The 23,636-nt window shown below is 55.9% G+C and carries 19 protein-coding genes; 15 read left to right on the top strand and 4 right to left on the bottom strand.

The annotated features are described in order from the left end of the window. Positions 1–269 precede the first annotated feature (269 nt). The 6 genes from CPH17_RS05745 to CPH17_RS05720 all read left to right on the top strand — a co-directional run bounded on the left by CPH17_RS05745 (position 270) and on the right by CPH17_RS05720 (position 7,927). Complete coding sequence (locus CPH17_RS05745) at positions 270–1,826, top strand: phosphoenolpyruvate carboxykinase (protein ID WP_074396880.1); 1,557 nt, start codon at positions 270–272, stop codon at positions 1,824–1,826. Positions 1,827–1,943: 117 nt separating this feature from the next. Beyond that, a complete protein-coding gene (gene msrB / locus CPH17_RS05740; protein ID WP_074396879.1) occupies positions 1,944–2,441 on the top strand; it encodes a peptide-methionine (R)-S-oxide reductase MsrB in 498 nt (165 codons plus the stop codon). A 250-nt stretch (positions 2,442–2,691) separates the two neighbouring features. Then, entirely contained in the window at positions 2,692–5,049 is a 2,358-nt protein-coding gene (locus tag CPH17_RS05735; RefSeq protein WP_074396878.1) for a Tex family protein, read from the top strand. Positions 5,050–5,181: 132 nt separating this feature from the next. After that, the gene (gene gshA, locus CPH17_RS05730) at positions 5,182–6,819 is read left to right on the top strand and encodes a glutamate--cysteine ligase (RefSeq protein WP_096298558.1); all 1,638 of its coding nucleotides are present in this window, start codon (positions 5,182–5,184) and stop codon (positions 6,817–6,819) included. After that, on the top strand, positions 6,819–7,331 hold the full coding sequence (locus CPH17_RS05725; protein WP_074396876.1) for a disulfide bond formation protein B: 513 nt from the start codon (positions 6,819–6,821) through the stop codon (positions 7,329–7,331). The genes gshA and CPH17_RS05725 overlap by 1 nt, the downstream gene beginning before the upstream one ends. A 107-nt stretch (positions 7,332–7,438) precedes the next feature. Further along, the gene (locus CPH17_RS05720; protein ID WP_074396875.1) at positions 7,439–7,927 is read left to right on the top strand and encodes an Rsd/AlgQ family anti-sigma factor; all 489 of its coding nucleotides are present in this window, start codon (positions 7,439–7,441) and stop codon (positions 7,925–7,927) included. A gap of 158 nt (positions 7,928–8,085) precedes the next feature. Here the strand turns inward: CPH17_RS05720 and CPH17_RS05715 are convergent, their stop codons facing one another. Together CPH17_RS05715 and CPH17_RS05710 are read right to left on the bottom strand one after the other, a co-directional pair. Then, positions 8,086–11,148, bottom strand: a complete 3,063-nt coding sequence (locus CPH17_RS05715) for an efflux RND transporter permease subunit (protein WP_096298556.1) — start codon at positions 11,146–11,148, stop codon at positions 8,086–8,088. Further along, positions 11,132–12,253 carry an efflux RND transporter periplasmic adaptor subunit gene (locus CPH17_RS05710; RefSeq protein WP_096298554.1) on the bottom strand — a complete coding sequence of 374 codons (1,122 nt, stop codon included), beginning with the start codon at positions 12,251–12,253 and terminating at the stop codon, positions 11,132–11,134. The genes CPH17_RS05715 and CPH17_RS05710 overlap by 17 nt, the downstream gene beginning before the upstream one ends. A 246-nt stretch (positions 12,254–12,499) precedes the next feature. Between CPH17_RS05710 and CPH17_RS05705 the strand changes: the two genes are divergently transcribed. After that, positions 12,500–13,474, top strand: coding sequence for a malate dehydrogenase (locus tag CPH17_RS05705; protein ID WP_008957639.1), 975 nt, complete (start codon positions 12,500–12,502; stop codon positions 13,472–13,474). 194 nt (positions 13,475–13,668) lie between these two features. On the opposite strand, the gene CPH17_RS05700 is transcribed toward CPH17_RS05705, so the two are convergent. Continuing rightward, complete coding sequence (locus tag CPH17_RS05700; RefSeq protein ID WP_074396871.1) at positions 13,669–14,325, bottom strand: HAD family hydrolase; 657 nt, start codon at positions 14,323–14,325, stop codon at positions 13,669–13,671. A 186-nt stretch (positions 14,326–14,511) separates the two neighbouring features. Between CPH17_RS05700 and CPH17_RS05695 the strand changes: the two genes are divergently transcribed. Then, entirely contained in the window at positions 14,512–15,003 is a 492-nt protein-coding gene (locus CPH17_RS05695) for an RNA pyrophosphohydrolase (RefSeq protein ID WP_074396870.1), read from the top strand. 81 nt (positions 15,004–15,084) lie between these two features. Then, positions 15,085–17,346 (top strand): phosphoenolpyruvate--protein phosphotransferase, encoded by a 2,262-nt coding sequence (ptsP, locus tag CPH17_RS05690; RefSeq protein WP_074396869.1) that lies wholly within the window; start codon positions 15,085–15,087, stop codon positions 17,344–17,346. A 9-nt stretch (positions 17,347–17,355) separates the two neighbouring features. On the opposite strand, the gene CPH17_RS05685 is transcribed toward ptsP, so the two are convergent. Further along, positions 17,356–18,123, bottom strand: a complete 768-nt coding sequence (locus CPH17_RS05685; protein WP_074396868.1) for an NRDE family protein — start codon at positions 18,121–18,123, stop codon at positions 17,356–17,358. Between the two features lie 174 nt (positions 18,124–18,297). Here CPH17_RS05685 and CPH17_RS05680 point away from each other — a divergent pair, with 174 nt between their 5' ends. The 6 genes from CPH17_RS05680 (at position 18,298) to CPH17_RS05655 (ending at position 23,408) form a co-directional block, all read left to right on the top strand. Beyond that, a complete protein-coding gene (locus CPH17_RS05680; protein WP_096298552.1) occupies positions 18,298–19,464 on the top strand; it encodes a response regulator in 1,167 nt (388 codons plus the stop codon). Next, entirely contained in the window at positions 19,461–20,264 is an 804-nt protein-coding gene (locus tag CPH17_RS05675; RefSeq protein WP_096298550.1) for a sulfite exporter TauE/SafE family protein, read from the top strand. The genes CPH17_RS05680 and CPH17_RS05675 overlap by 4 nt, the downstream gene beginning before the upstream one ends. Positions 20,265–20,332: 68 nt before the next feature. Beyond that, entirely contained in the window at positions 20,333–21,124 is a 792-nt protein-coding gene (gene lgt, locus CPH17_RS05670; RefSeq protein ID WP_096298548.1) for a prolipoprotein diacylglyceryl transferase, read from the top strand. 170 nt (positions 21,125–21,294) lie between these two features. Beyond that, complete coding sequence (locus tag CPH17_RS05665; RefSeq protein ID WP_231898109.1) at positions 21,295–22,068, top strand: thymidylate synthase; 774 nt, start codon at positions 21,295–21,297, stop codon at positions 22,066–22,068. Continuing rightward, entirely contained in the window at positions 22,065–22,592 is a 528-nt protein-coding gene (locus tag CPH17_RS05660) for a dihydrofolate reductase (protein WP_096298546.1), read from the top strand. Before CPH17_RS05665 ends, CPH17_RS05660 begins: the two co-directional genes overlap by 4 nt. A gap of 42 nt (positions 22,593–22,634) precedes the next feature. Continuing rightward, positions 22,635–23,408, top strand: coding sequence for a ProQ/FINO family protein (locus tag CPH17_RS05655; protein WP_096298544.1), 774 nt, complete (start codon positions 22,635–22,637; stop codon positions 23,406–23,408). Positions 23,409–23,636 lie beyond the last annotated feature (228 nt).

The following is a 23,636-nucleotide window of genomic DNA, read 5'->3' as shown; positions in this document are numbered from 1 at the left end:
ACGCCCCTCATGGGCGCTAGCCATACCAGTGACTTGGGCGATCTTGCCAAACGTCTGTTTGAAAATTTACTGCAGCGCAACACAAAATATGGTGCCAATGTTGTAGTTTAACTACAATATATTTGCTTTCAGCCCCCGTTTTCCGGGGGCTTTCTTTTTGCCATAATGCGCCGGACTTAAGCGCCCAGCCATGTGCCGGGATGAACTTTTGAAAGGCGTCGGTGACGCCCGGTAAACGAGAAAATCGGCCGCAAGGCCCAGGAATCGACATGACCACGACTCAAGCCGCTCATCAAGCCCATGTTAACCTCAGCAGCGCCGAATTGATCGAGCGCGCCGTGGCACGTGGCGAAGGCCGCCTGTCTGCTAACGGTGCCCTGGTAGTGAACACGGGCGTTCGTACCGGCCGTTCACCGAAAGATCGCTTTATCGTTGATGAACCCTCTACGCGTGACAGCATTGATTGGGGGAGCGTTAACCGGCCTTTTGATGCGGGTAAGTTCTCGGCCCTGTGGTCACGGGTTGAAGATTATCTGGGTGCGGGTGAACATTTTGTTTCTGAGCTGCACGTGGGCAGCGACGATGTGCATTACCTGCCGGTGCGGGTAAGCACCGAAACCGCATGGCAAAATCTCTTCGGACGCACTATGTTTGTGCGTCCTCAGGTGTTTAATCCTGCTGTTAAAGACGAGTGGACGATTCTCAACGCGGCCGATTTTGTTTGTGATCCCAGCCGCGACGGCACGCCCTCCGACGGTTGTGTGATTATTAACTTCGCCGAGAAAAAAGTGCTGATCGCTGGTATGCGCTATGCCGGTGAAATGAAAAAAGCCATGTTCTCGGTGCAGAACTTCCTCTTGCCCGACGCTGACGTACTACCCATGCACTGCTCCGCCAACGTCGGCGAAGACGGCGAAACCTGCCTGTTCTTCGGTCTCTCCGGTACCGGTAAAACAACGCTTTCTGCTGATCCGGCCCGTTACTTGATTGGTGACGACGAGCACGGCTGGGGCGACGGTACTGTGTTCAACATGGAAGGTGGTTGCTATGCCAAGTGTATCGACCTGTCCGAGAAGAACGAGCCGGTGATTTGGAATGCCATCAAGTTTGGCACCGTACTGGAAAACGTGGTGCTGGACGATCGTCGCGAGCCGGATTACGCCGACGATAGCCTGACGCAAAACTCACGCGCCGCTTACCCGCTAGAGCACGTCGAAAAGCGCGTGCCGGAAAATTTGGCCGGGGAGCCGAACGCCATCGTCTTCTTGACCTGTGATATGTCCGGCGTATTGCCGCCGGTCTCGGTGCTCTCAAAGGAAGCCGCCGCCTACCACTTCTTATCGGGCTATACCGCAAAGGTCGGCTCCACTGAAATGGGCTCTTCGGAAGGGCTGGCGGCAACATTCTCTACCTGCTTCGGTGCTCCGTTCTTCCCGCGTCCGGCGCGTGAATATGCTGACCTGCTGATCAAGCGCGTCGAGAAAAAAGACGCTCAGGTCTATCTGGTCAATACTGGCTGGACTGGCGGTGCCTTTGGTGAAGGCGGTTCTCGCTTTTCTATCCCGACGACCCGCGCGATTATCAGCGCCATTCAGTCCGGCGTGCTGCGCGATGTGCAAACCAAGCTCATCGATGGGCTGAACCTAGAGGTGCCGGTGGCAGTACCTGGTGTCGATTCAAGCCTGCTTGATCCGCGTGAAACGTGGGAAGACCGCGCTGCTTATGATCACCACTTGCAGGAGCTGGTGACCAAGTTTGTTGATAACTTCAAGAAATTTGAAGGCGTGAATCCAGCGATTATTCAGGCAGGGCCGCAGTTGACTTAATCATGGAACCAGCCTGTAAGGTCTAGAACGTTAGCACCACTAAGGTGTCTGAAGGGGTATCGCTACGGCGTTGCCCCTTTTTTTAGCCCGTCTTCTGGCCGTTATGGGAGTTACCTCATGAAACGTCGTCACTTTATTGGCCTTGCTGGATTCACTGGGCTAGCAGGGGCCATCCCAGGTATATCGTTTGGTTTTCCAAGACTCGACCTAGAGGCGGCCCCTGATATCGAACCGCTTGAGCTCAGTGAAGACGAGTGGCGTGAACGACTGTCCGACGAGGCCTATGATGTTCTCCGTGACCATGGCACGGAGCCTGCCTTTTCAAGCCCTTTAGACAAAGAGTGGGGTGAGGGAGAGTATCGATGCGCCGGCTGTGATTTATTACTGTTTACCAGCGAGATGAAGTTCGATTCAGGTACCGGCTGGCCGAGCTTTTTTGAGCATGTGGAAGGACACTTACTCTCCGAGCTCGATTTTAAGCTGGTATGGCCGCGCACTGAATACCACTGCGCCCGTTGTGGTGGCCATCAAGGCCACGTGTTTGAAGATGGCCCCGAGCCAACCGGGCTTCGCTGGTGTAATAATGGTGTGGCGTTAAGGTTTGTGCCTGCTTAAATACCGCCGACGGCTATTGCCGCCGTCACAATCTAAACCCTTCAATAATATGCTCTTCAAAACCGTCAACGATAGGTGAGGTTGAGTGCGGTGAACGTATTAGCACAATGGAAGATTCAGGCAGAAACGGCCAGAGGGCCGTTTTTTTGGGATGACCAAGGCTGGCGACGCTAGCAAGCCATGCCAGCCGTGATGGGATTATGGTACCTTGTGGGCACTTAACAGTGCTGCATGAGTTTATTGGTCATTTATGGATGTCAATCAGCGTATTATTGCCCGTTTAGCTGCTGAGCTAAGCGTTCGCCCCGAGCAAGTGTCAGCCACGGTGGAACTGCTGGATGGTGGCGCCACCGTGCCGTTTATTGCCCGCTACCGTAAAGAAGTCACCGGCGCGCTGGACGATATTCAACTGCGTCAGCTAGATGAGCGCCTGCGCTACCTGCGGGAGCTGGAAGAGCGCCGTGCCGCAGTACTTGCCGCCATTGACGAGCAGGGCAAACTGGATGGTCCGCTGAAAGCAAGCATTGACGCTGCGGAGACCAAGCAGCGGCTGGAAGATTTGTACCTGCCGTTCAAGAAAAAACGTCGCACCAAAGCACAAATTGCTCGCGAAGCGGGGCTAGAGCCGCTGGCCGATGCGCTGCTTGCCGACCCCACGCTTAATCCCGAAAGCGAGGCTGACAATTATTTGCGCCCTGCAGAGGGCGACATTCCCGCCATTGACGATGCTAAAGCGGCCTTGGATGGCGCCAAGCAGATTTTGATGGAGCGCTTTGCCGAAGACCCTGACCTGATCGGCCAGCTTCGCGAGCGGCTGTGGCAGGAAGGCGAATTAAGCGCCCGCGTGCTGGACGGTAAACAGCATGAGGGCGCTAAGTTTTCCGATTATTTCGAGCACGATGAAAAACTTGCCAAGGTGCCATCTCACCGCGCACTTGCCATGTTCCGTGGTCGCAATGAAGGCGTCTTGAGCCTGGCGATTCGCCTGCCCGGTGAAGAGGAAGCCCCTGTTCACCCTGCTCAGGTAACCATAGCCAAGCAGTTCGGTATCAGTGATCAAGGCCGCGCGGCGGATAAGTGGTTGGCCGAAGTGGTGCGCTGGACGTGGCGCGTCAAGCTCTACACGGCGCTTGAGACCGAGCTGCTCGGGCGTCTGCGCGAACAGGCCGAACTCACTGCGATTGAAGTATTCGCTGCCAATCTAAAAGATTTGCTGCTGGCCGCACCGGCAGGGCAAAAAGTGACGCTGGCCATCGACCCCGGCCTGCGTACCGGCTGTAAAGTGGCCGTGGTCGACGCCACCGGACAATTTATCGACCAAGCGACGATTTATCCCCATGCGCCGCAGAACCGTTGGGATGACGCGCTCGGCGTATTGGCCAAGCTTGTGAAGCAGCACGGTGTGCAGTTGATTGCCGTAGGGAATGGCACCGCCAGCCGGGAAACCGACAAGCTGGCCGGGGAGCTACTGAAAGCGCTTGCGCCCGACTATCGCCTGAGCAAGGTCATGGTGAGCGAGGCAGGCGCCTCGGTTTACTCCGCCTCGGAATACGCGTCGAAAGAGCTGCCTGACCTCGACGTCACGGTACGTGGTGCGGTGTCGATTGCCCGCCGTTTGCAGGACCCGTTGGCGGAGCTGGTCAAAATCGAACCCAAATCGATTGGCGTGGGTCAGTACCAGCATGATGTCTCTCAGGTGCAGCTATCGCGCAGCCTGGAGGCAGTCATTGAGGATTGCGTTAACGGGGTAGGGGTGGATTTAAACACCGCGTCAAGCGCGCTACTGTCCCGGGTGGCCGGGCTAAGTACTGCCATTGCTGAGAACGTTGTCGCTCAGCGTAACCTTCAAGGTGCCTTCAAAAGTCGTAAAGAACTTTTGGAAGTCAGCCGCCTGGGGCCCAAAACCTTTGAGCAGTGTGCTGGCTTCTTACGTATCAGCAACGCCGACAATCCGCTGGACGCCAGTGCCGTCCACCCCGAAGCCTATGTGGTGGTCGAGCGTATGGCCAAGCAAAGCGGTCGCGATGTCAAAGGGCTGATTGGCGACAGCGCAACGCTCAAAACACTAAAGCCCGGCGACTTCGCCGATGAGCGCTTTGGTGTGCCTACAGTGAGCGACATTCTTAACGAGCTGGATAAGCCCGGCCGCGACCCGCGCCCTGAGTTCAAAGCCGCTGAGTTTCGTGAAGGGGTCGAAACGCTTCAAGACCTTAAGCTTTCGATGGTGCTTGAAGGCACGGTGACCAATGTTACTCACTTCGGCGCCTTTGTGGACATCGGCGTTCATCAGGATGGCCTGGTGCACATTTCGGCGCTTTCCGATCGTTTCATCGATGATCCACGCAGCGTGGTCAAGGCCGGCGATATCGTCACCGTCAAGGTCATGAGCGTGGATATTCCGCGTAAGCGGGTAGGGCTCTCCATGCGCTTGGACGATGAGCCGGAGCGTGAGCAACAGGGTGCTTCCCAGGCAGGCGAGAATGAACCGCGCAAGCCATCGCGCCGCCAGGGGCAGAACGCTAGACGCCAGGCCGCCAAGTCCAGTGAACCGCCCGCAGCAGTGGGTGCGCTGGGGGCGGCGTTGCTTAAGGCCAAGCAGGACAAATAGTCGCGCATCTTGAAAGTTGAACGGCTGCCGCCATATCCTGCTGTCTATTCTCGATGGGTAGCCGCTGGCGATGCCACCCGATTCCACCAAGGCCCGTGCGTGCACGGGCCTTATTGACAAGGAGTGTTCACCTTGCCTGAACCACTCACTGTGCCACCTTCACTAACGGCTACGGTCGATCGCTTGCTACCCAGCGCCCGGCAGGGCCGTCTCGGCCGGCTGCGCCGCGGGTTGGAAAAAGAAGGCCTGCGGGTCGATGCAAATGGCCACATTGCGCAAACCCCGCATCCCTATGCGTTGGGCTCAAAGTTGACCCATCCGCACATTACCACCGACTATTCCGAGGCGTTGCTTGAGTACATCACGCCGGTGTACTCAGACCCGGGCGAGGCATTGTGCTTTTTATCGGACCTGCATAGCTTTACCTATCAGCACCTGGCCGACGAGTGGATCTGGCCGGGGAGTATGCCGTCGCGGCTATCGGGCAACGACAGCGTGCCCATCGCCGATTACGGCGACTCGAATGTTGGCACCATGAAGCACGTTTATCGCAAAGGGTTAGACGTGCGCTATGGGCGTATTATGCAAGCCATCGCCGGGGTGCATTACAACGTTTCCCTGCCGGACGATATGTGGCATGCGCTGCGTGAATTGGAGCAAGCGACGGACGTGCCTTTCAACGATTACCGTTCCACTCGCTACTTCGGCATGATCCGTCATTTCCGGCGCCACAGCTGGCTGCTGCTGTATCTTTTTGGCGCCTCGCCAGCAATAGACAAAAGCTTTCTGCCCGATGGCAAGGTGCCCGAGAAGCTTAAGCCGTTAAGCGACGACACCTACTACGCCCCTTATGCCACCACGCTGCGCATGTCGGACCTGGGTTATCAAAACAAGGTACAGTCGCAGTTGAAAATTTGCTTCAACTCGCTGTCCAACTATGTGAATACCCTGCGGCACGCGATTTCCTCGCCCTGGCCGGATTATCAAAAGCTGGGGGTGAATGTGGATGGCGAGTGGCAACAGCTCAATGCCAACATTCTGCAAATCGAGAACGAGTACTACAGCGATATTCGCCCCAAGCGGGTGGCCAAGCACAACGAAACGCCCAGTCAGGCGCTTGAGGCTCGGGGTGTCGAATACATCGAAGTGCGCTGCCTGGATTTGAATCCCTTTGACCCTCTAGGCATTGATGAAACGCAAATGCGCTTTGTCGATACCTTCTTGATGTGGTGTTTGCTAAGTGAGAGTCCATGGATATCAGACGAAGAGTGTGATCGTCTGGACGACAACCGTCGTTTTGTAGTGGAGCGTGGGCGTGACCCGGCATTGACGCTAGTTCGCGACGGCGAATCGACCTCAGTGCGCGGCTGGGGTGAACAGATTTTTACCGAAATGGCGGAAGTCGCACGGCTGTTGGATGCAGTAGAAACGGGCACTCCCCATGCGGCGGCATTAGAAGCGTTAACGCCGCGCCTAAATGATCCATCGCTGACCCCCTCGGCGCGGCTACTGGCGCAGCTACAAGCGGGCAATGGTTCGCTTAGCGATACCTTGTTACAGCTTGCTCAAGCACAAGCGAGTGAACTGAAAGCTAAGCCTATGCAGCGTTCTCGAGAAGCGCTGCTAGCCCAGTTGATTGATACATCCCACCAGCAACAGCGCGATATCGAAGCCGATGATCAAGTAAGCTTCGATGATTTTTTACGCGATTACTTTGCCCATGCCCGAGAATCGCGCGCGCTATCGGCACTGCGAGCGGAGAAGAAATGATGAAAACACCGTCCATCCGTCCAGCGGCGCTGTTGGGTGTCGTTTTTTGTATCTTTATGATGGCGGTCGCGCTCGGACTTGAGCATATCGGCGGGTTCGAGCCGTGTCCGCTTTGCGTGTTTCAGCGCGTAGCGGTGATCGCGACAGGCGTGGTGTTGCTCATCGCAGCAGTGCATAACCCAGGGCGAGTGGGTAAGGTCATATACGGCATTCTTGGCTTGCTGTCGGCGGGTACGGGGGCCTTTATTGCGGGCCGCCATATTTGGCTTCAATCGCTGCCCGCTGATGAAGTGCCCACGTGTGGCCCTGGTCTTGATTACATGATGGATATTTTGCCCATGCAGGATGTGGTCGCCATGGTGCTGACTGGCTCGGGAGAGTGCGCCGAGATCGACTTTACCCTACTGGGACTATCGTTGCCTGCTTGGACATTGATCGGTTTTGCTGTGCTATTGCTCATACCGCTGCGTATGATCGTGCTCGCCCGACAGCGTGCCATGCTATTCAGCTAATAGCCTTAATCACAGGATTAAGGAAACCATCCTGGTGAGGATTGACAGCGCAGAGTGGAAAAGCGAGTCTAGCGTTGTTAACGGTGGCGACAAGCAAGGAGAGCCGCATGCTCGAAGATTGTAAAAATGCCCAGGAGCGCTGGGGGGGTGTACACACCCTTATTGATCGCTGGTTGGAACAACGGCGCGATTTGCTGGTAAGTTTTATCGAGCTAAAAGAGGCCTGTGACGCGGAACTTGAAAGCGTCAACAAATCACGTATTGACCATTTCAGTGAATCGCTAATGGATTACATTAGCGCGGGGCATTTTGAAATATACCCCCAACTGGCCGAGGAAGCGCACGCCTTTAACGATGAAAGCGCCCTGAACATTGCAGGCAAGCTACTTGAGCGGCTGGAAATGTCCACGGAAATGGTGCTTGAGTTTGATACCGACTTTGCTTCTACCTCCAGTTGCGAGCAGAATGTTGCCCGCTTACCTGCCTGGATTGATCGCTTGGCTCGCGGGTTAACCGAGCGTTTTGCCTTGGAAGACCAGCTCATCGCCCGCCTGCATGCCGCGCACAACCCTGAAACCTCCCAAGCGCCTGCCTAACCAATCAGCTATCGCCCGACAAATCGGGCTCTTACTGAGCTGGGTGCGAGCACCGGTTTTGTTAGAGCGCAATTTATTGCGCGATTAGGCAAGATCAGTTCGCTAAAGATTATCCTCTGTAGACAGTCTGATCGCCCGACGTATCGGGCTTCTGGCTTTTAACGCCGTTTGCCGCCGATCACCAGCATACAGGGGGTGAGCAACAACGTTAGCACGGTGGCGAAGGTGAGCCCACCTGCGATAGCGCTAGACATCTGCGTCCACCATTGGGCAGAGGGGGCATTAAAGCCCAACGCAGGCGTAAACAAATCAACATTGATGCCCAGCACCATCGGCATTAATCCCAGTACCGTGGTGATCGCCGTTAACAGTACCGGGCGCAGCCGCAAACAACCCGCTTCCAACGCGGCCTCACTGGGCGATAAGCCGTTGCCACGCAGCTCGTTATAGGTATCGATCAAGACGATATTGTTGTTGACCACGATACCCGCTAGGGCAATCACGCCCATGCCTACCATCACAATGCCAAACGCCTGGCCGGTAATCAGCAGGCCCATCAGTACGCCCGCGGTAGAGAAGACAATGGCCGAAAGCACCAGCCCAGCCTGGTAAAAGCTATTGAACTGAGTCACCAGAATCAGCGCCATCAAGCCAATAGCAATCAAGAACGCGCTGACCAGGAACTGCATTGATTCCTGCTGATCCTGTTGTTCGCCAGCGACATTGACCATCAAGCCCTCGGGCAAGCTGTCGCTGCTAGCATCCAATAGGGCGTTCAGGCGCTCATCGGCTAGGTAGTCAGGGGCAAGGTCGGCATCAACGGTAATCGCGCGGCGGCCGTCAATGCGGTTGAGGGTGCCGACTTTAGGCGCTGGCTCCAGGGTTACAAAGTGTGAAATAGGCACCTGGCCGCGCTGGGTGTTGATCGTTAATCGCTCTAATTGATCCAGCGAGCGCCAGTTTTGTGGCAGACGTACACGAATATCCACTTCGTCGCTCACTTCGGGTGGCCGGTAGCTCGCCACCTGAAGGCCGGTGGTAAGCAGCTGGACGGCGCTACCAATCGTCGTCACATCCGTGCCCATACGCGCCGCGGCTTCACGGTCCACGTTTACCTGCCACTCTACGCCCGGCAGACTGCGGTTATCCTGTATGTCTTCAAAGCCACCCAACTCATCCATTAATTGTATTAGCTGGTTAACCCCCGCATCAGCGACGTCGGGATTGGTGGCGCTGACCTCTAGCACAATAGGCTTGCCGCCGCCGGGGCCCATTTCCTGCTCCTGAAATTCCAACGTAATGCCGGGAAGGTCCCCTGCGCGCTCGGCCATATCGTCCAAAATAGCCTGGGCAGGGCGGCGCTCATGCCAGTCGATAAATTGAAACTGCAGCATGCCAATGACGTCGCTGCCCATCTGCTCGTTGGGCACCGCAAAGGAGCGCGCATACAGCGCTCTGACTTCGCTCATGCCGGATAATCTGGCTTCCACCCGCTTCACGATGGCATCGGTTTCTGCGGCGGAGAAATCACCTCGGGCGCGCACCAGTACCTGGGCGCTGTCGGGTTCCACGTTAGGGAAGAAGTCGACGCCGTGGTTGAAGCGCGCATAGCCGGTATATAAAAGTGCCATCAACAACACGGTGACCAGCAGGACCCAGGCCGGGTGCATGAGCAGCCTGGCCAGCAAGTGGCGATAGCCGCGCCCGAATGACGTCGCATCATCTTTATTGTTGTTATCTGCATCAGGAACGGCAGTGCGGGTAAACAAACGGCCAAGGGTGGGTAAAAACACCAGCGCCATGGCCAGCGACGCTAGTAGGCACAAAATAACGGTAGCGGGCAGGTACTTCATAAACTGACCGACCACACCGGGCCAGAACAGTAGCGGAATAAATACTGCAAGTGTGGTGGCGGTTGAGGCAATTACCGGCCAACTCATGCGTGAGGCGGCGTTTAGCCACGCCTGATGGGGCGCTTGGCCATCCCGCAAATGGCGGTCGGCAAGCTCGCTGACCACGATGGCGCCGTCGACCAACATACCCGCCACCAAAATTAGCGCAAACAGCACCACGATATTGAGCGTAAAACCAAACGCCCATACCAGTAGGATACCGGTTAAAAACGCCCCAGGAATGGTCAAACCCACTAATAGCGCCATTCGCCAGCCCATTGCGGCGACCACGACAATCAGCACCAGCACCACGGCAGTCAACACGTTGTTGAGCAGCTCGGAGAGCATATTCTCAACGGTGGTCGACTCATCCAGAATGGTGGTGAAGCGCAACTGCTCAGGCAGCAAATCATCTGCTTCGGCCAAGCGCTCACGCACTGCATTAATGGTGGCGATGATATTAGCCCCAGCGCGTTTGGAAACCTCAAGCACCACGGCGGGTTGATCATCGATGCGGGCAAAGCCCTCGGGATCTTTGTAGGTGGGATTAATCCAAGCGACATCGCCAAAGGTGACGACTTGATCGTCCTCGACTTTGACCGGCATATTCATGACATCGTCAAGCGACGCAATAATGCCGGGGACTTTCAACGCCAGGCGCCCCGCGCCGGTATCCAAACTGCCGGCTGCCACTAGGCGGTTATTGCGTGATACCTGGTTAAACAGCGCGTCAAAATCGACGCCGTAACTCTCAAGCACCAGCGGATCCACGACAATTTCCAGCAGATCTTCACGCTCACCGGCGATGTCGACTTCCAGCACATCGGCAATGCCTTCGATCTCCTCTTGCAGGCGCCGGGCAATGGTCATGCGTTCGCGGGTGTCCAACTGCCCGGAGAGGCCGATGGTCAAGACTGGAAACTCCGAAACGTTGACCTCCATGACTCGCGGCTCATCGGCCTCATCAGGCAGTTCGCTGCGGGCGGTATCCACCCGGTCGCGCACGTCGGTGAGCGCGGTGTCTGGGTCAAAGCCTGGGTCGAACTCGAGCGTAATCGAGCCGTGCCCTTCGCTGGATTGGGCGGTGAACTTGCGCAATCCTTCAATGCCACGCAGCTCCTGCTCCATGGGGCGAATCAGTAGCCGCTCACCATCCTCGGGGCTAACGCCCTCCAGCGACAACGAGACGTAAATCATTGGAATGGTGACGTCGGGGTTGGCTTCTTTAGGAATCATCTGCCAAGCAGTGATGCCTGCCAGCAGCAGGCTCACCAATAGCAGTATTGTCGTGCGGGTGTGGGCTAGCGCCGCATTAATCAACTGGCGCATGAACGCTATCCTGACCGGGTGACGGTTGCGCAATGGTGGCCTGTTCGGAAGGTACCGGAGTGACCGTTTCGCCTGTCTCCACCATGCCCGCGCCTAGCGTAATCAGGCGTATTGGATTGGGCAGGCCCGCCACATGCGCGCGCTGAGTATCGGCACTGACCAACTCTACCGTGGTCTGCTGCACCTGGTCGCTATCATCCAGGTGTTTGACTGCCAACTGGCCCTCGCTATTTAAGCTGAGCAGTGCAGGGGAAAGGGTATGCACCTGGCGAGGCGGTAGGGTGATCGTCAACTCGGCACTGCCTCCTGCAAGGCGTTTGCCGGCCGGGTTATCCAGTGTCGCTTCAATATAAAAACTGCGCGTGGCTTCATCGGCTCGGTGGCTAACGAAAGTGAGTTCGCCTTCTAAATAGTCGCCGTTCAGCAGCCGGGCAGTGACCGGTAAGCCCTCGCTTAAATCGCCCACCTGCTGTTGAGAGACCCAGGCGGTGCCTTTCAAGCGCCGATCATCAACCAGTTGGCCCCATTCTTCGCCGGGTTGTAGCAGGTCGCCTAGCTCCACCTCTACGCGGTTGAGCACACCGTCAAAAGGCGCGGTGGGGCGGCTGTCGTCTAATTGATTCTGCAACTGAGCGACTTGAGCGGCGTTGGCGCTAAGCGCGCTCTGCAAACGCAATAGCTCCGGCTGTGAAATGAGCTCACGCTGGCGCAGGTTGCGCGCGCCAGAATACTCCGCTTCGGCCACGGCTAGCTCGTCCCGGGCCTGTTGGAGTTGCTCGGGCAGTGCGTCGTTGTCCAGCACGAGTAGTCTATCGCCTGTCTTAACGCGACTTCCCTGATCCACCGGCTTTTCATCGACAAAGCCCGCTATGTTGGCGCGTAAGGTGGCTTCGCGGTGAGCCGTCAGTTGGCCCTGGATAATTTGCTCGGGAATAAAGGCGGTGCTGTATTGCTCCACTACCTCGACACGCGAGCCCTCCTCGCGGTCAGCGGGAGTGTCCGGGGGCGTGCTTTGGAAGCCCTGAAAATTACCAAAGGCGAGCCATATCACCAGCGCCAGCACTAATAGGCTAGCTAAGGCATAAGAAAACGGGATTCTTCGCATGGGAGCGTCCATGTCCTTAGCAATACAAGAAAGGCGGTTATCAAGCCGATGACACCATAGCGCAACTCAGCCTGTTCAGCGAGTAGCACGCCGCTGCATGAGTGTGTATTAAATGCCTAAATGCATACTAGTCTCATGTCTGATTGAGTTTTTGCCCAGCGAGGCATACCATCTTTGCGTCTTGAGTTCTGTTGAGCTATTCCTCAGGCGAGAACCATCCCTAGGCGAACCAATCAAGGAGCAATGATGAAAGATCCAGTACGTATTGCGATTACCGGCGGCGCCGGTCAGATCAGCTACTCTTTAATTTTCCGCATCGCCGCTGGCGACATGCTGGGGCCGGATCAGCCTGTCATTCTTCAGCTGTTGGAAATTCCTCAGGCGATGGACGCGCTGAACGGCGTGGTAATGGAAGTTAACGACTGCGCCTTCCCGCTGGTGCAAGACATCGTTGCCACCGACGATCCGAATGTCGCGTTCAAAGACGCCGACTTCGCTCTGCTGGTAGGTGCGCGTCCGCGTGGCCCCGGCATGGAGCGTAAAGACCTGCTGGAAGCTAACGCAGCGATCTTCTCCGTACAAGGTAAGGCGCTGAACGACCACGCCAGCCGTGACGTAAAAGTGCTGGTGGTCGGTAACCCCGCCAACACCAACGCGCTGATTGCTTCCTGCAATGCGCCGGATCTGGACGCAGGCCAGTTCACCGCCATGACGCGCCTGGACCACAACCGTGCGCTGACCCAGCTGGCTCAGAAAACCGGCAAGCACGTCACGGACGTTGAAAACATGATCATCTGGGGCAACCACAGTGCCACCCAGTACCCGGATCTGGCCCAGTGCAAAGTCGACGGCAAAGCAGCGTTTGATCTGGTTGAGCGTGACTGGTACGAAAACGACTTTATTCCTACCGTGCAACAGCGCGGCGCGGCGATCATCAAAGCACGCGGCGCGTCTTCTGCGGCTTCTGCGGCTTCTTCCGCTATCGACCACATGCACGACTGGGCGCTGGGTTCCAAAGGCATCGTCAGCATGGCAATTCCGTCTGACGGCAGCTACGGCATCGAAGAAGGCATCATTTACTCTTACCCAGTGCGTTGCCAGGGTGGCAAATATGAAATCGTTCAAGGCTTCGAGATTGACGAATTCAGCCAAGAGAAAATGAAAGCCACCGAGAAAGAACTACGCGAAGAGCGTGCCGCGGTCGAGCACCTGCTCGGCTGATCGGAGAAGCAAGAGAATTAGAAGTAAGAGGTAAGAAGTAAGAGAGCCCCGCAGGCTTTGGCCTGCGGGGCTTTTCTTGGTCGATATCTTTAGCTAGCCTGGCTTCTTCCTTCTTCCTTCTTCCTTCTTCCTTCTTCCAGGCGCAAACTTCTTCCAGGCGCAAAGCGCCGCTCTTCCAGCTCCCGGGGCAGGGATCAGTCCCGCAGACTCATGATGCGCCATTGGCGCTGTTCGGCGACGTTGCGCAGGGTGTCGTCGGGGTCGACGGCGACAGGATGGTCGACCTTTTCAAGCAGCGGTAGGTCATTGTGAGAGTCGCTATAGAACCAAGCGCCCTCCATGGTTAAATCCTGTTCCTCAAGCCACTGCTGCAAACGCGTCACTTTGCCTTCGCGGTAGCTGGGAATACCTTGCACCTGGCCGGTGTAGCGGCCGTCAATACGCTCGGGTTCTACGGCAATCAAATGATCAACGCCCAAGCGCTTGGCAATCGGCCCGGTAATAAAGCGGTTAGTAGCCGTAATGATCAGTAGCGTATCGCCGCGTGTGCGGTGGCGAGCCAGCAATTCCTCGGCTTTGGGCAAAATGTGTGGCTCGATTTTGCTGGCCATAAACTGTTGATGCCAAGCAGCAAGCTGCTCGGGCGTATTGTCGGCAAGCGGCTTAAGCGCGACGGCTAAAAAATCGGCCATATCGAGGGTGCCTGCATTGTAATCGGCCATAAAACGGTCATTGGCTTCCCGGTACGCGACCGGATCTACCGCGCCCTGCTCAAGCAAGAACTCACCCCAGGCGTGATCGCTATCGATGGATAGCAAGGTATTATCCAAATCGAAAATGGCCAAACTCACGGCGCTCCCCTTATGGTTAATGTTGGTCGTTTGTAGTCAGACGCAAAGCCGCGGATTATCGCAGAGTCAACAGTGCTTTTACACCGGCATATCGTGTGCGTTAGCAAGTTGACGTTATATTGTATTGATACGCTTGTTGTCCTTGTGGAAAAATGGCGGTAACTGAAAATTTATAAGGTGATGTCCGTGATCGACGCTGACGGCTTTCGCCCCAATGTTGGCATCATTATCGCCAACCGCCAGGGGCAGCTGCTATGGGCGCGTCGTGTAGGACAAAATGCGTGGCAGTTTCCCCAGGGAGGCATCAAAGCAAGCGAGACACCGCAACAAGCACTTTTTCGTGAACTTCACGAAGAAATTGGTCTGACGGCCAATGATGTTGACATTGTCGCCTGCACCCGGGGCTGGCTGCGCTATCGTCTGCCACGACGCATGATTCGCACACATTCGCGGCCGGTTTGTATTGGTCAAAAGCAGAAGTGGTTTTTACTCCAAATTCGCTGCGAGGATAGCCGTATCTGCATGACGGCAACGCCAAAGCCCGAGTTCGATGGGTGGCGTTGGGTAAGTTACTGGTATCCTCTCGGCCAAGTCGTACCGTTTAAGCGTGAAGTGTATCGCCGTGCGCTCCGCGAGCTATCGCCCCGAGTCCAACGGCTGGCGCTAATTGACGAGTGAGTCGCCGCCCTAGGACAGGGCCGCGGTTGACTGCCAAGGAATTCCTCAGCGAGGCAAATAACAGTGAAAAGTAAAACGTCCATGCTTGAGGTGCTGCGACGCGTTATTCAAGAAGTGAATGGCGCGAAAAACCTGGATGCTGCATTAGCCACCATGGTGCGGCGCATTCGCAAAGCGATGCAAACCGATGTGTGCTCTTTTTATCTTTACGATAAAGAGCTTGAGTCGCTTGTGCTAATGGAAACCATCGGCTTGCGCACCCAAGCTGTTGGCCAGGTGGTGCTTCCGGTTGGCGAAGGGCTGGTGGGCCTGGTGGCTAAGCGCAGCGAGCCACTTAATTTAGAAGATGCCCAATCCCATCCACAATTCCGCTATTTTGAAGCCACCGGAGAGGAGCGTTACTCGAGTTTTCTGGGTGTGCCCATTATCCATCAGCGTCAAATGCTGGGTGTGCTGGTCGTTCAGCAAGCCGAGCAGCGCCAATACGATGACGAAGATGAGGCCTTTTTGGTCACTATGGCGGCCCAGTTGGCAGGTGTGTTGGCACATGCATTGGCGACCGGTAACTTAAACCGACGTGCGCTTCCCAGCGGGCAAACCATGTTCAAGGGGGTGGCGGCGTCGCCGGGTATGGCGATGGGTGAAGCAGTGGTGATTACGCCGCCGTCAGACCTCAACAGCGTTCCCGACCTTGTTCCCAACGACCAAGAGTATGAAATCGCGCGGCTTAAAGAAGCGATTGGCAAAACCCGCGATGAAATTCGCGCCGCCGCTGAGCGGCTGGTTAACCGCATTTCTACCCAAGAGCTGGCGCTGTTCGATGTTTACCAGCAAATGCTCGGCGAAGCGGCGCTGTCAGAGGAAGTGGTAAAGCGTATCCGTGAAGGGCAGTGGGCGCCTGGCGCTTTGGCTGACGTAGTGCGCCGCCACGTTCAATACCTAGAGCGCGTAGATGATAACTATCTTCGCGAGCGGGCAGCGGATATTCGCGACCTGGGTCGCCGTGTGTTGGCTCACTTGCAAGAGGGCTCGCCCTCGACTCCTGAAACGTATCCCGATAACGCGATTCTAGTGGGTGATGAGATTAGCGTTGCCATGCTGGGTGAAGTGCCCCGCGATAAGCTGAAAGGGTTAGTGTCGGTACGGGGCTCCAGTACGTCCCACGTGGCGATTGTTGCCCGCGCCATGGGGATCCCCACCGTGCTTGGCATGGTCGATTTACCGCTGCCAAGGCTTTCAGGCGCGCCTGTCGTGCTAGACGGCCACCGGGGGCGGTTGTTTGTGCGCCCGGCCCCGGAGCTGAAAGCCCGCTATGAAAGCCTGATTGCCGAAGAAGAAGCGCTTACCGAACTATTAGCGCACGAGCAAGACTTGCCCAGCGAGACGCCTGATGGCCACGACATGCCATTGATGGTGAACACCGGGCTAGCCGTTGATGCCGCCGCACTGCTCAAAAGCCGTATCAGCGGTGTGGGGCTATACCGTACCGAAGTGCCGTTTATGATTACCGAGCGCTTCCCAGGTGAGAAAGAACAGACGCGGCTTTACCGCGATCAGTTAGAAAGCTTTGCACCGCTGCCGGTGGTCATGCGCACGCTAGATATTGGCGGTGACAAAGATCTGCCTTACTTCCCGATTGAAGAAGCCAACCCGTTTTTAGGCTGGCGGGGTATGCGAGTCACCTTGGACCATCCTGAAGTCCTGATGGTGCAGCTGCGGGCGATGTTGAAAGCGTCCAGAGAGCTCGACAACCTCTACGTGCTTTTCCCCATGATCACCAATGTGGAAGAGGTGGACGAAGCACTGCGGTTGTTGGACCGCGCCATCCTGGAGCTGGGTGAGGAGGGCATCGATGTAGAGCGTCCCAAGGTGGGGGTAATGATTGAAGTGCCGGCCACTATCTACCAAATGGATGCATTGGCCAAGCGGGTGGATTTTTTCTCGGTAGGCAGTAATGACCTGACCCAGTATCTTCTTGCGGTAGACCGCAATAACCCACGGGTCTCAAGCCTTTACGACGCGCTTCACCCCGCATTGCTAGGCGCGTTGCAAGAGCTCTCCCAGGATGCGCGACGGCTTAATAAGCCTATTTCGTTGTGCGGCGAGTTGGCGGGCGACCCGGCGGGAGCGCTTCTGCTGATGGCAATGGGCTTTACCAGCCTGTCAATGAATGCCCCCAGCCTGCCTAAAGTGCGTGCGGCGATTCGACGTGTGTCATTCAAGGATGCCCAGCAGTTGCTGTCTGAAGTGATGCTGCTGGATACGCCGGCCCAGGTGCACGTGCACCTGGATAAACGTATGGACGACTGGCAGCTTTCACATTTGCTGCCGCCGCGTGATTAGACACTTAATTTATTGTTCGCACTGGACACTCAGTGTCGTCTCGCCTTCGAAAGCTCCCCAGGGCCCAAAGCGCTGCTCGGTTATCGACACATCGCCACTGTCAGTGAGTGATAACCAACTGGTGGCGCGGGTGCCGTAGCGCTCGCCCACAATGAACGCTGCCGATAGCTGGCGTTCCAGCTCATCGCCTACTCCGGTGTCCGGTAGCGCTGAAATGGGCGCTGTGCGAGGGTCTTGGAAGGCGTTTAGGGCCTTGCCCGGAAAGTGCCTGGGGTCAACTTGTTCAAGGGCCTCCCTGACCGATAGCAGCTTCGGCCACGGGCTGTTAAGCACAGCATTAGACAAGCCGTGAACGCCAGGAGAGACTTCGTTTAGCGAAAGCTGCTCGCGGCCGCGATGCAAATACCAAAGCTGGGTAGGGGTGGCGACCAGCAAGTTGAAGCCCGCGTACTGTGCCGCTGCACCCTCAGCAAGGTTGCCTAGCCACGCCGCTATGTTGTCGCATTCCAATGCCTGGCTTACCAAATGTCCGCGACTGGGCGCCCCCGGTGCCGGGATTAACCCGGGGTCGCGCACATTGGTAAGCGCTGCGATCCTGCCCTCGCGATTGGCCGCCAGCCAGCTTCCACCCGCCTCCAGGTCGCGTCCTCCTACTAACGACCTGTCGTGCCAGGGCGCTAGGGTCGCAGTGGGTCTCGCATGGAACTCATCGCGGTTGCCAATTAGCTGCAAGGGAGTGGCAGAGCGTGGCTGCCATCGAAAAGCGATTAAACACATGGGGGTTCATCGTCCGGTTGGGTTGATATAGCGCGGGCATGACACTCCGGGCGTGTCGACGTACACTTGTAGCCTGTCATTTCCTACACTAACCCAAGTTGCGAAACAAATGCGTTGTTAATCAGGAATACGCATCAGCTTGTGTCGCTTGGCCAGAAAGGAAGGCGCTATTTTATGCAACACAGCCAGCGGGAACATTTCTGGAATACCCTGATATGGCCAGTGCTGTGGCCATTGCTACTGATGCAGGCCACCTTAGTGGTGCTTTGCGCGTTGGTGGTTTGGTTGGTCGGGTGGGTGTCGCCCGGCTACGCATCATGGAGCATTTCGCTGTGGCTGATGCTTGTGCTGTTGACTGGCAGCAGCTTGAATGTAGCGGCGTTTTTGATGTTGGTGAAGTCGCGTGCCAAGCATAAAGAAGAGCGTCTTATGCAGCAGTTGGTTGAGCTTGAGCAACATACCAAAACACTCGCTAAGCGGGTGGCGATCACCTCCCCTCGCCAAACGCTTACGCTGGATGAGCCCTCTGACGAACGCCCCGTCGCACGCCTTGCGGAAGTGAATAATGTGCTATCGAGCCTTGCTGCGTCGATAGCTGCACCTTCGTCAGCTGAGGCAGTCACCAATGAAACCGATGATGCCAAGACGTTGCTTGATGACCTGCATCATCAACAGCAACAGGTAAGGCATCTGCTCGCCGGGCGTGACCGAGCGCGAGAAGAGTCGCGTCTTAAGTCGGAGTATTTAGGCTTGTTGCAGCGTGAGACCGATGCGTTATTTGACCGTTTAAGCGAACAATTAAATACCCAGGTCAGCGAAGATTGTCGGGCCAATATGCTTGAGGTGCGCGAGCGAATTGCCGATATTCGTGCATTGCTAATGAACTTGGTGCAGCACCGTGACGTCCCTGCCGAGTCTTCTGACCAAGCACCTGTGGCATCATCGTTGCGGGTACTGGTCGTCGATGATGGTCCGGTGAACCTTATGCTGGCGCGTCAGATGCTCGAAAACCACGGCTTATATGTAGAGGGCGTGAGCAGCGGAGAGCAGGCACTCGAGCGTCAGCAGCAAAGCTTTTTTGACCTGGTCTTTATGGATATTTTTATGCCGACGCTCAATGGGCTGGAAACCACCCGCCGTTGGCGCGAAGTCGAAGCTGCTCAAGGAGGCCGTAAGAGCGTTCTTGTCGCACTAACCGCTAATGCTGACAACATGGGGCAGCAAGAATGCTTGTCCGCCGGCCTTGACGACCTACTGACCAAGCCTTATCAGCCGGAAACCTTGCTGGGCATCATTACCACATGGTTCCCAGAGGCCAATGGGGCTTCGCCTACCCGATGAGTGCATTGGCGGTTACGTTACTCGGGTATTGGCTGCTTGGTGCCGTGGCGGGAACGATGGCAGGCCTGTTCGGCGTCGGGGGTGGGTTGATCATCGTACCCGCGCTGGCCGCGGTGTTTACTTTCCAAGGGCTTTCGCCTGACGTGGTGATGCACCTCGCGATTGGTACCTCGTTGGCCACAATCGTGGTAACAGGCATATCCTCGGCGTTGGGGCATTGGCGACGGGGGAGTATTCACTTCCCTTGGTTTGTCGCTTTGCTGCCGGGGTTAATGGCCGGCGCCATTATGGGGGTGCTGGTAGCCGGGCAGTTGACAGGGTCGCTGCTGGGTATGTTGTTTGGCCTGTTTGTGCTGTCGATGGCCGTCAAAATGGCGCTAGGGTTTAAGCCTACGCCTAATCAGGCTGTCAACACCCCAGCCTATGCAATGGTGCTGGCGGGGAGTGTGATTGGCGGGGTGTCGGCGCTCTTCGGTATCGGTGGTGGCACGCTTGCCGTTCCCTGGTTGTCGCGCTGTGGGGCTAGCTTGACCCAAGCAGTGGCAACATCAGCCGCCTGCGGCGTACCCATTGCGCTGTTTGGTGCCGCCACTTTTATATGGATGGGCTGGGGACATCCGCAGTTGCCTCCTTGGGCCACCGGTTATGTGATGTGGCCAGCGTTTATTACCATCGTTATGACGAGTATTCCTTTTGCCCGAGTGGGCGTCCGCCTAGCGCATCGCCTGCCCAGTCACGTGTTGCGCTGGGCATTTGCGGCCCTGCTCACTGTCGTGGGGCTGAAGTTTTTATTGAGCTAGACGTTTGTAGAGCTAATTGTATTAACTCATCCAGACACATCAACAGACCCATTAAGTAGAGAGCGTAGATGATTAATTATCCCACAATCGACCCTGTTGCGATCGCCATTGGCCCGCTGCAAATCCATTGGTATGGCCTTATGTACGTGGTGGGGTTCGTGGCCGCTTGGTGGCTCGGCTGTCGACGTGCAGCGCGGATTGGGCTAAGCCGAGACGATATTGGTGATTTGCTGTTTTACTGCGCCATAGGGGTCGTTGCCGGCGGACGTTTGGGTTACGCACTATTTTATGGCTTGGGCCAATGGGCAGCCGACCCGCTATGGGTGTTTAAAGTCTGGGATGGAGGAATGAGTTTCCATGGAGGCTTAATTGGGGTGCTGCTCGCGGCCTGGTTTTTTGCAAGGGGTAAGCAATTAGCCATATTGACGTTAACCGACTTTATTGCCCCACTGGTACCCATTGGACTAGGCGCTGGCCGTATCGGTAATTTTATTAACCACGAACTGCCCGGGCGAGTTACGTCACTGCCCTGGGGGATGCCGTTTCCCGGTATGGGCCCCGAACCGCGTCATCCGTCAGCCCTTTACGAAGCCATATTAGAAGGCTTGGTACTGTTCTGCATTCTTTGGTGGGCATCGGCTAAACCGAAAGCGCGTGGCTTTGTTTCAGGTTTATTCTTGCTTTTCTACGGCGTGTTCCGCTTCCTAGTTGAGTTTTTCCGCCTGCCCGACGCCCACATCGGTTTTATCGCCTTTGGTTGGGTCACCATGGGAATGGTGCTGACGCTACCCATGATCGCGCTGGGCGCTATAATGATGGCCTGGTCTCGTCAACAGCCGGTAGACGCAAAACTCATCTGAGTGCCCGTGCTCAGGCGGGCAGCCATTGCTCGCTTGAGTCTGTCCACCTAGAATACATCGCTATGTTGCCCCTTTAATTTGGAAATGCTGTGACCGTAACTACGCCCGTGCCAAACGCTTCCGTCAATGCGAACGCCTTGCCTGCGCTTGAACAGCCCTACTTGGATTTAATGCGCTTGGTATTAGATCAGGGGACTGACCGCCATGACCGCACAGGGGTGGGCACTCGCTCGGTGTTCGGCCATCAAATGCGCTTCGATTTGTCGCGCGGATTTCCGTTGCTAACCACTAAGAAACTGCATTTACGTTCGATTATTCACGAGCTTTTGTGGTTCTTAAAAGGCGATACCAATATCGCCTACCTGAAAGATAATGGCGTGCGTATTTGGGACGAGTGGGCAGACGAGAACGGTGATCTGGGACCCGTATATGGCTATCAATGGCGTAGCTGGCCCGATCCCAAAGGCGGTAGCGTTGACCAGATCGCCAATGTGCTTGAGCAGATTCGCAGGTCACCTCAATCGCGGCGCTTGGTGGTATCAGCCTGGAACCCGGCTCAGGTAGATGATATGCAGCTTCCCCCTTGCCACTGCCTGTTTCAGTTTTACGTGGCGAACGGGCGGCTCTCCTGCCAGCTCTACCAACGCAGCGCCGATATTTTTCTGGGTGTGCCGTTTAATATTGCAAGCTACGCCTTGCTATTGAGTATGGTGGCGCAGGTCGCTGGGCTTAAGCCCGGTGAGTTTGTGCACACCTTGGGCGATGCGCATCTTTACAGTAACCACCTGGTACAGGCGGAGCAGCAGCTTGAACGTGCGCCCAAAGCGCCACCGCGTTTAAACCTGAATCCCAATGTTAACGATCTCTTTGACTTCCAGTTTGATGACATTGAAATAGCGGATTATCAGCCACACCCCCACATCAAAGCCGAGGTGGCGGTATGAGTCAGTTTGAGCCGCTGGTACCCGTGGCCATGATTGTGGCAATGGCTAAAAACCGTGTCATAGGGGTAGAAGGGCAGCTACCCTGGTATTTGCCTGAAGATTTAAAGTTCTTTAAACGTATGACCCAGGCCAAGCCGCTGGTAATGGGCCGTAAAACCTTTGCGTCGATTGGCAAGCCGTTGCCTAATCGGTTAAATATTGTGGTTAGCCGTCAAGACGCGTTTACTCATGAGGGTATTCGGGTCTGCCACGATCTTCCTGCCGCCCTTGCCCTGGCAGACCAGCAGGCAACAATTGAAGCGGCTGAAGAAATTATGGTCATGGGTGGCGGGGAAATTTATCGCCAAGCCATGCCCTATGCGTCGAGGCTTTACGTGACGGAAGTTGACATTGAGGTGCAAGGTGATGCGTACTTTCCTTCGTTAGACCCAAGCGAATGGCGTGAAACGCAACGCGTGGCCGGTCAGCCTAATGAACAGCAACCCCAATATGCATTTGTGACTTACGAACGCGTAGCCCCATAGGCTTAGGTGTGTATATAAAGCCCCGCGAAGGAGAAGCCTTGGATGTCGGTTAGCACTAAGTCGGTAAACCCTGGGTCAATAAGCCCCAGACAGTTATTAGACGACCTTGAGCAGCGTTGGGCACTCACTCAGGCTGAGCTAACCCGGCTGCGTGCAGAAAATGCTGAGTTAAAACAGCAGTTAGCTCAGTTTCACGCCTCAACATCCGACGCCGCGGAAGTGGACGTGCCAGAAGACGTGACAGAAAGCGTTACACAAAACAAAGCGGAGTCTGTGCCAACATCCTCGCCGCCAGTTGATGTGTCCGCTAGCGAGGAATCTAACCCCGAGCCGCCTGCGCCCCACGCGCTTCTGACTCAGTGGTATCAGCGCTATCCAAAAGCGTTCTTTAAGGGGCATACTCAGCCGTTGAAAGTCGGCATACACCAAGACCTCGCCGAACGCGAGCCATGGTCAGGCAAGCTAATCCGTCGCGCTTTGGCAAACTACGTCAATTTGCCGCGTTATATAAAATCAGTGCGCGAGGGGGCAGTGCGTATTGATTTGGATGGCAATGAAGCGGGGGTTGTAGATTCGGAAGCTGCGCGTCATGCAGCAGAAAAACGTGCCCAGCAGGCGTCCGCGTCTCCCAATGAGCGCCCTCAAGCGCCTAAGGGCGCTAATCCTCACGCCAAAACGCCCAAACCCACAAAAAAAGCGCCGACAAACCCGCAGAAAAAAGCAGAAAAAACGCCATCTGGCGCTGATGCGCCCCAAAAACAACTTAGCCTGGAAGATAAGTTGTTGGGCCTGCAGAAGAAATTTCAGAGCCGATAAGACCTGCTCAGAATGGCTTTGTTCCGCAAAAAAAACGCGAATAATAAAAAAACAGTGTTTTTTTCTATTGCGTTCCTCACAGTCCCAGTATAGAGTTTGCCTTGCGAGCATTGGAATATAACAAGGTCTTTGTGAGGATGTGCCGCATTAGCCGGGTTTTAAATACCTGGTAAATGAAAAAAGAGCGTACCCACGAAGCCGACTGTCGACCTAAGGTCGAACAGAAAC

It is taken from the genome of Halomonas sp. hl-4, assembly GCF_900215475.1.
Lineage (GTDB): Bacteria > Pseudomonadota > Gammaproteobacteria > Pseudomonadales > Halomonadaceae > Vreelandella.
Note: the sequence above shows the minus strand (reverse complement) of the source record. Positions and strands in the feature narration are given on the sequence as shown.

Excerpts from the sequence above, each read along its gene's own strand:
- CPH17_RS05705 (WP_008957639.1), top strand. The coding sequence starts at position 12,500 with ATGAAAGATCCAGTACGTATTGCGATTACCGGCGGCGCCGGTCAGATC.
- CPH17_RS05715 (WP_096298556.1), bottom strand. The coding sequence starts at position 11,148 with ATGCGCCAGTTGATTAATGCGGCGCTAGCCCACACCCGCACGACAATA.
- CPH17_RS05660 (WP_096298546.1), top strand. The coding sequence starts at position 22,065 with ATGAGTCAGTTTGAGCCGCTGGTACCCGTGGCCATGATTGTGGCAATG.
- lgt (WP_096298548.1), top strand. The coding sequence starts at position 20,333 with ATGATTAATTATCCCACAATCGACCCTGTTGCGATCGCCATTGGCCCG.
- CPH17_RS05665 (WP_231898109.1), top strand. The coding sequence starts at position 21,295 with ATGCGCTTGGTATTAGATCAGGGGACTGACCGCCATGACCGCACAGGG.
- CPH17_RS05675 (WP_096298550.1), top strand. The coding sequence starts at position 19,461 with ATGAGTGCATTGGCGGTTACGTTACTCGGGTATTGGCTGCTTGGTGCC.
- ptsP (WP_074396869.1), top strand. The coding sequence starts at position 15,085 with ATGCTTGAGGTGCTGCGACGCGTTATTCAAGAAGTGAATGGCGCGAAA.
- CPH17_RS05745 (WP_074396880.1), top strand. The coding sequence starts at position 270 with ATGACCACGACTCAAGCCGCTCATCAAGCCCATGTTAACCTCAGCAGC.
- CPH17_RS05710 (WP_096298554.1), bottom strand. The coding sequence starts at position 12,253 with ATGCGAAGAATCCCGTTTTCTTATGCCTTAGCTAGCCTATTAGTGCTG.
- CPH17_RS05735 (WP_074396878.1), top strand. The coding sequence starts at position 2,692 with ATGGATGTCAATCAGCGTATTATTGCCCGTTTAGCTGCTGAGCTAAGC.
- CPH17_RS05680 (WP_096298552.1), top strand. The coding sequence starts at position 18,298 with ATGCAACACAGCCAGCGGGAACATTTCTGGAATACCCTGATATGGCCA.
- CPH17_RS05655 (WP_096298544.1), top strand. The coding sequence starts at position 22,635 with ATGTCGGTTAGCACTAAGTCGGTAAACCCTGGGTCAATAAGCCCCAGA.
- CPH17_RS05725 (WP_074396876.1), top strand. The coding sequence starts at position 6,819 with ATGAAAACACCGTCCATCCGTCCAGCGGCGCTGTTGGGTGTCGTTTTT.
- msrB (WP_074396879.1), top strand. The coding sequence starts at position 1,944 with ATGAAACGTCGTCACTTTATTGGCCTTGCTGGATTCACTGGGCTAGCA.
- CPH17_RS05720 (WP_074396875.1), top strand. The coding sequence starts at position 7,439 with ATGCTCGAAGATTGTAAAAATGCCCAGGAGCGCTGGGGGGGTGTACAC.
- CPH17_RS05685 (WP_074396868.1), bottom strand. The coding sequence starts at position 18,123 with ATGTGTTTAATCGCTTTTCGATGGCAGCCACGCTCTGCCACTCCCTTG.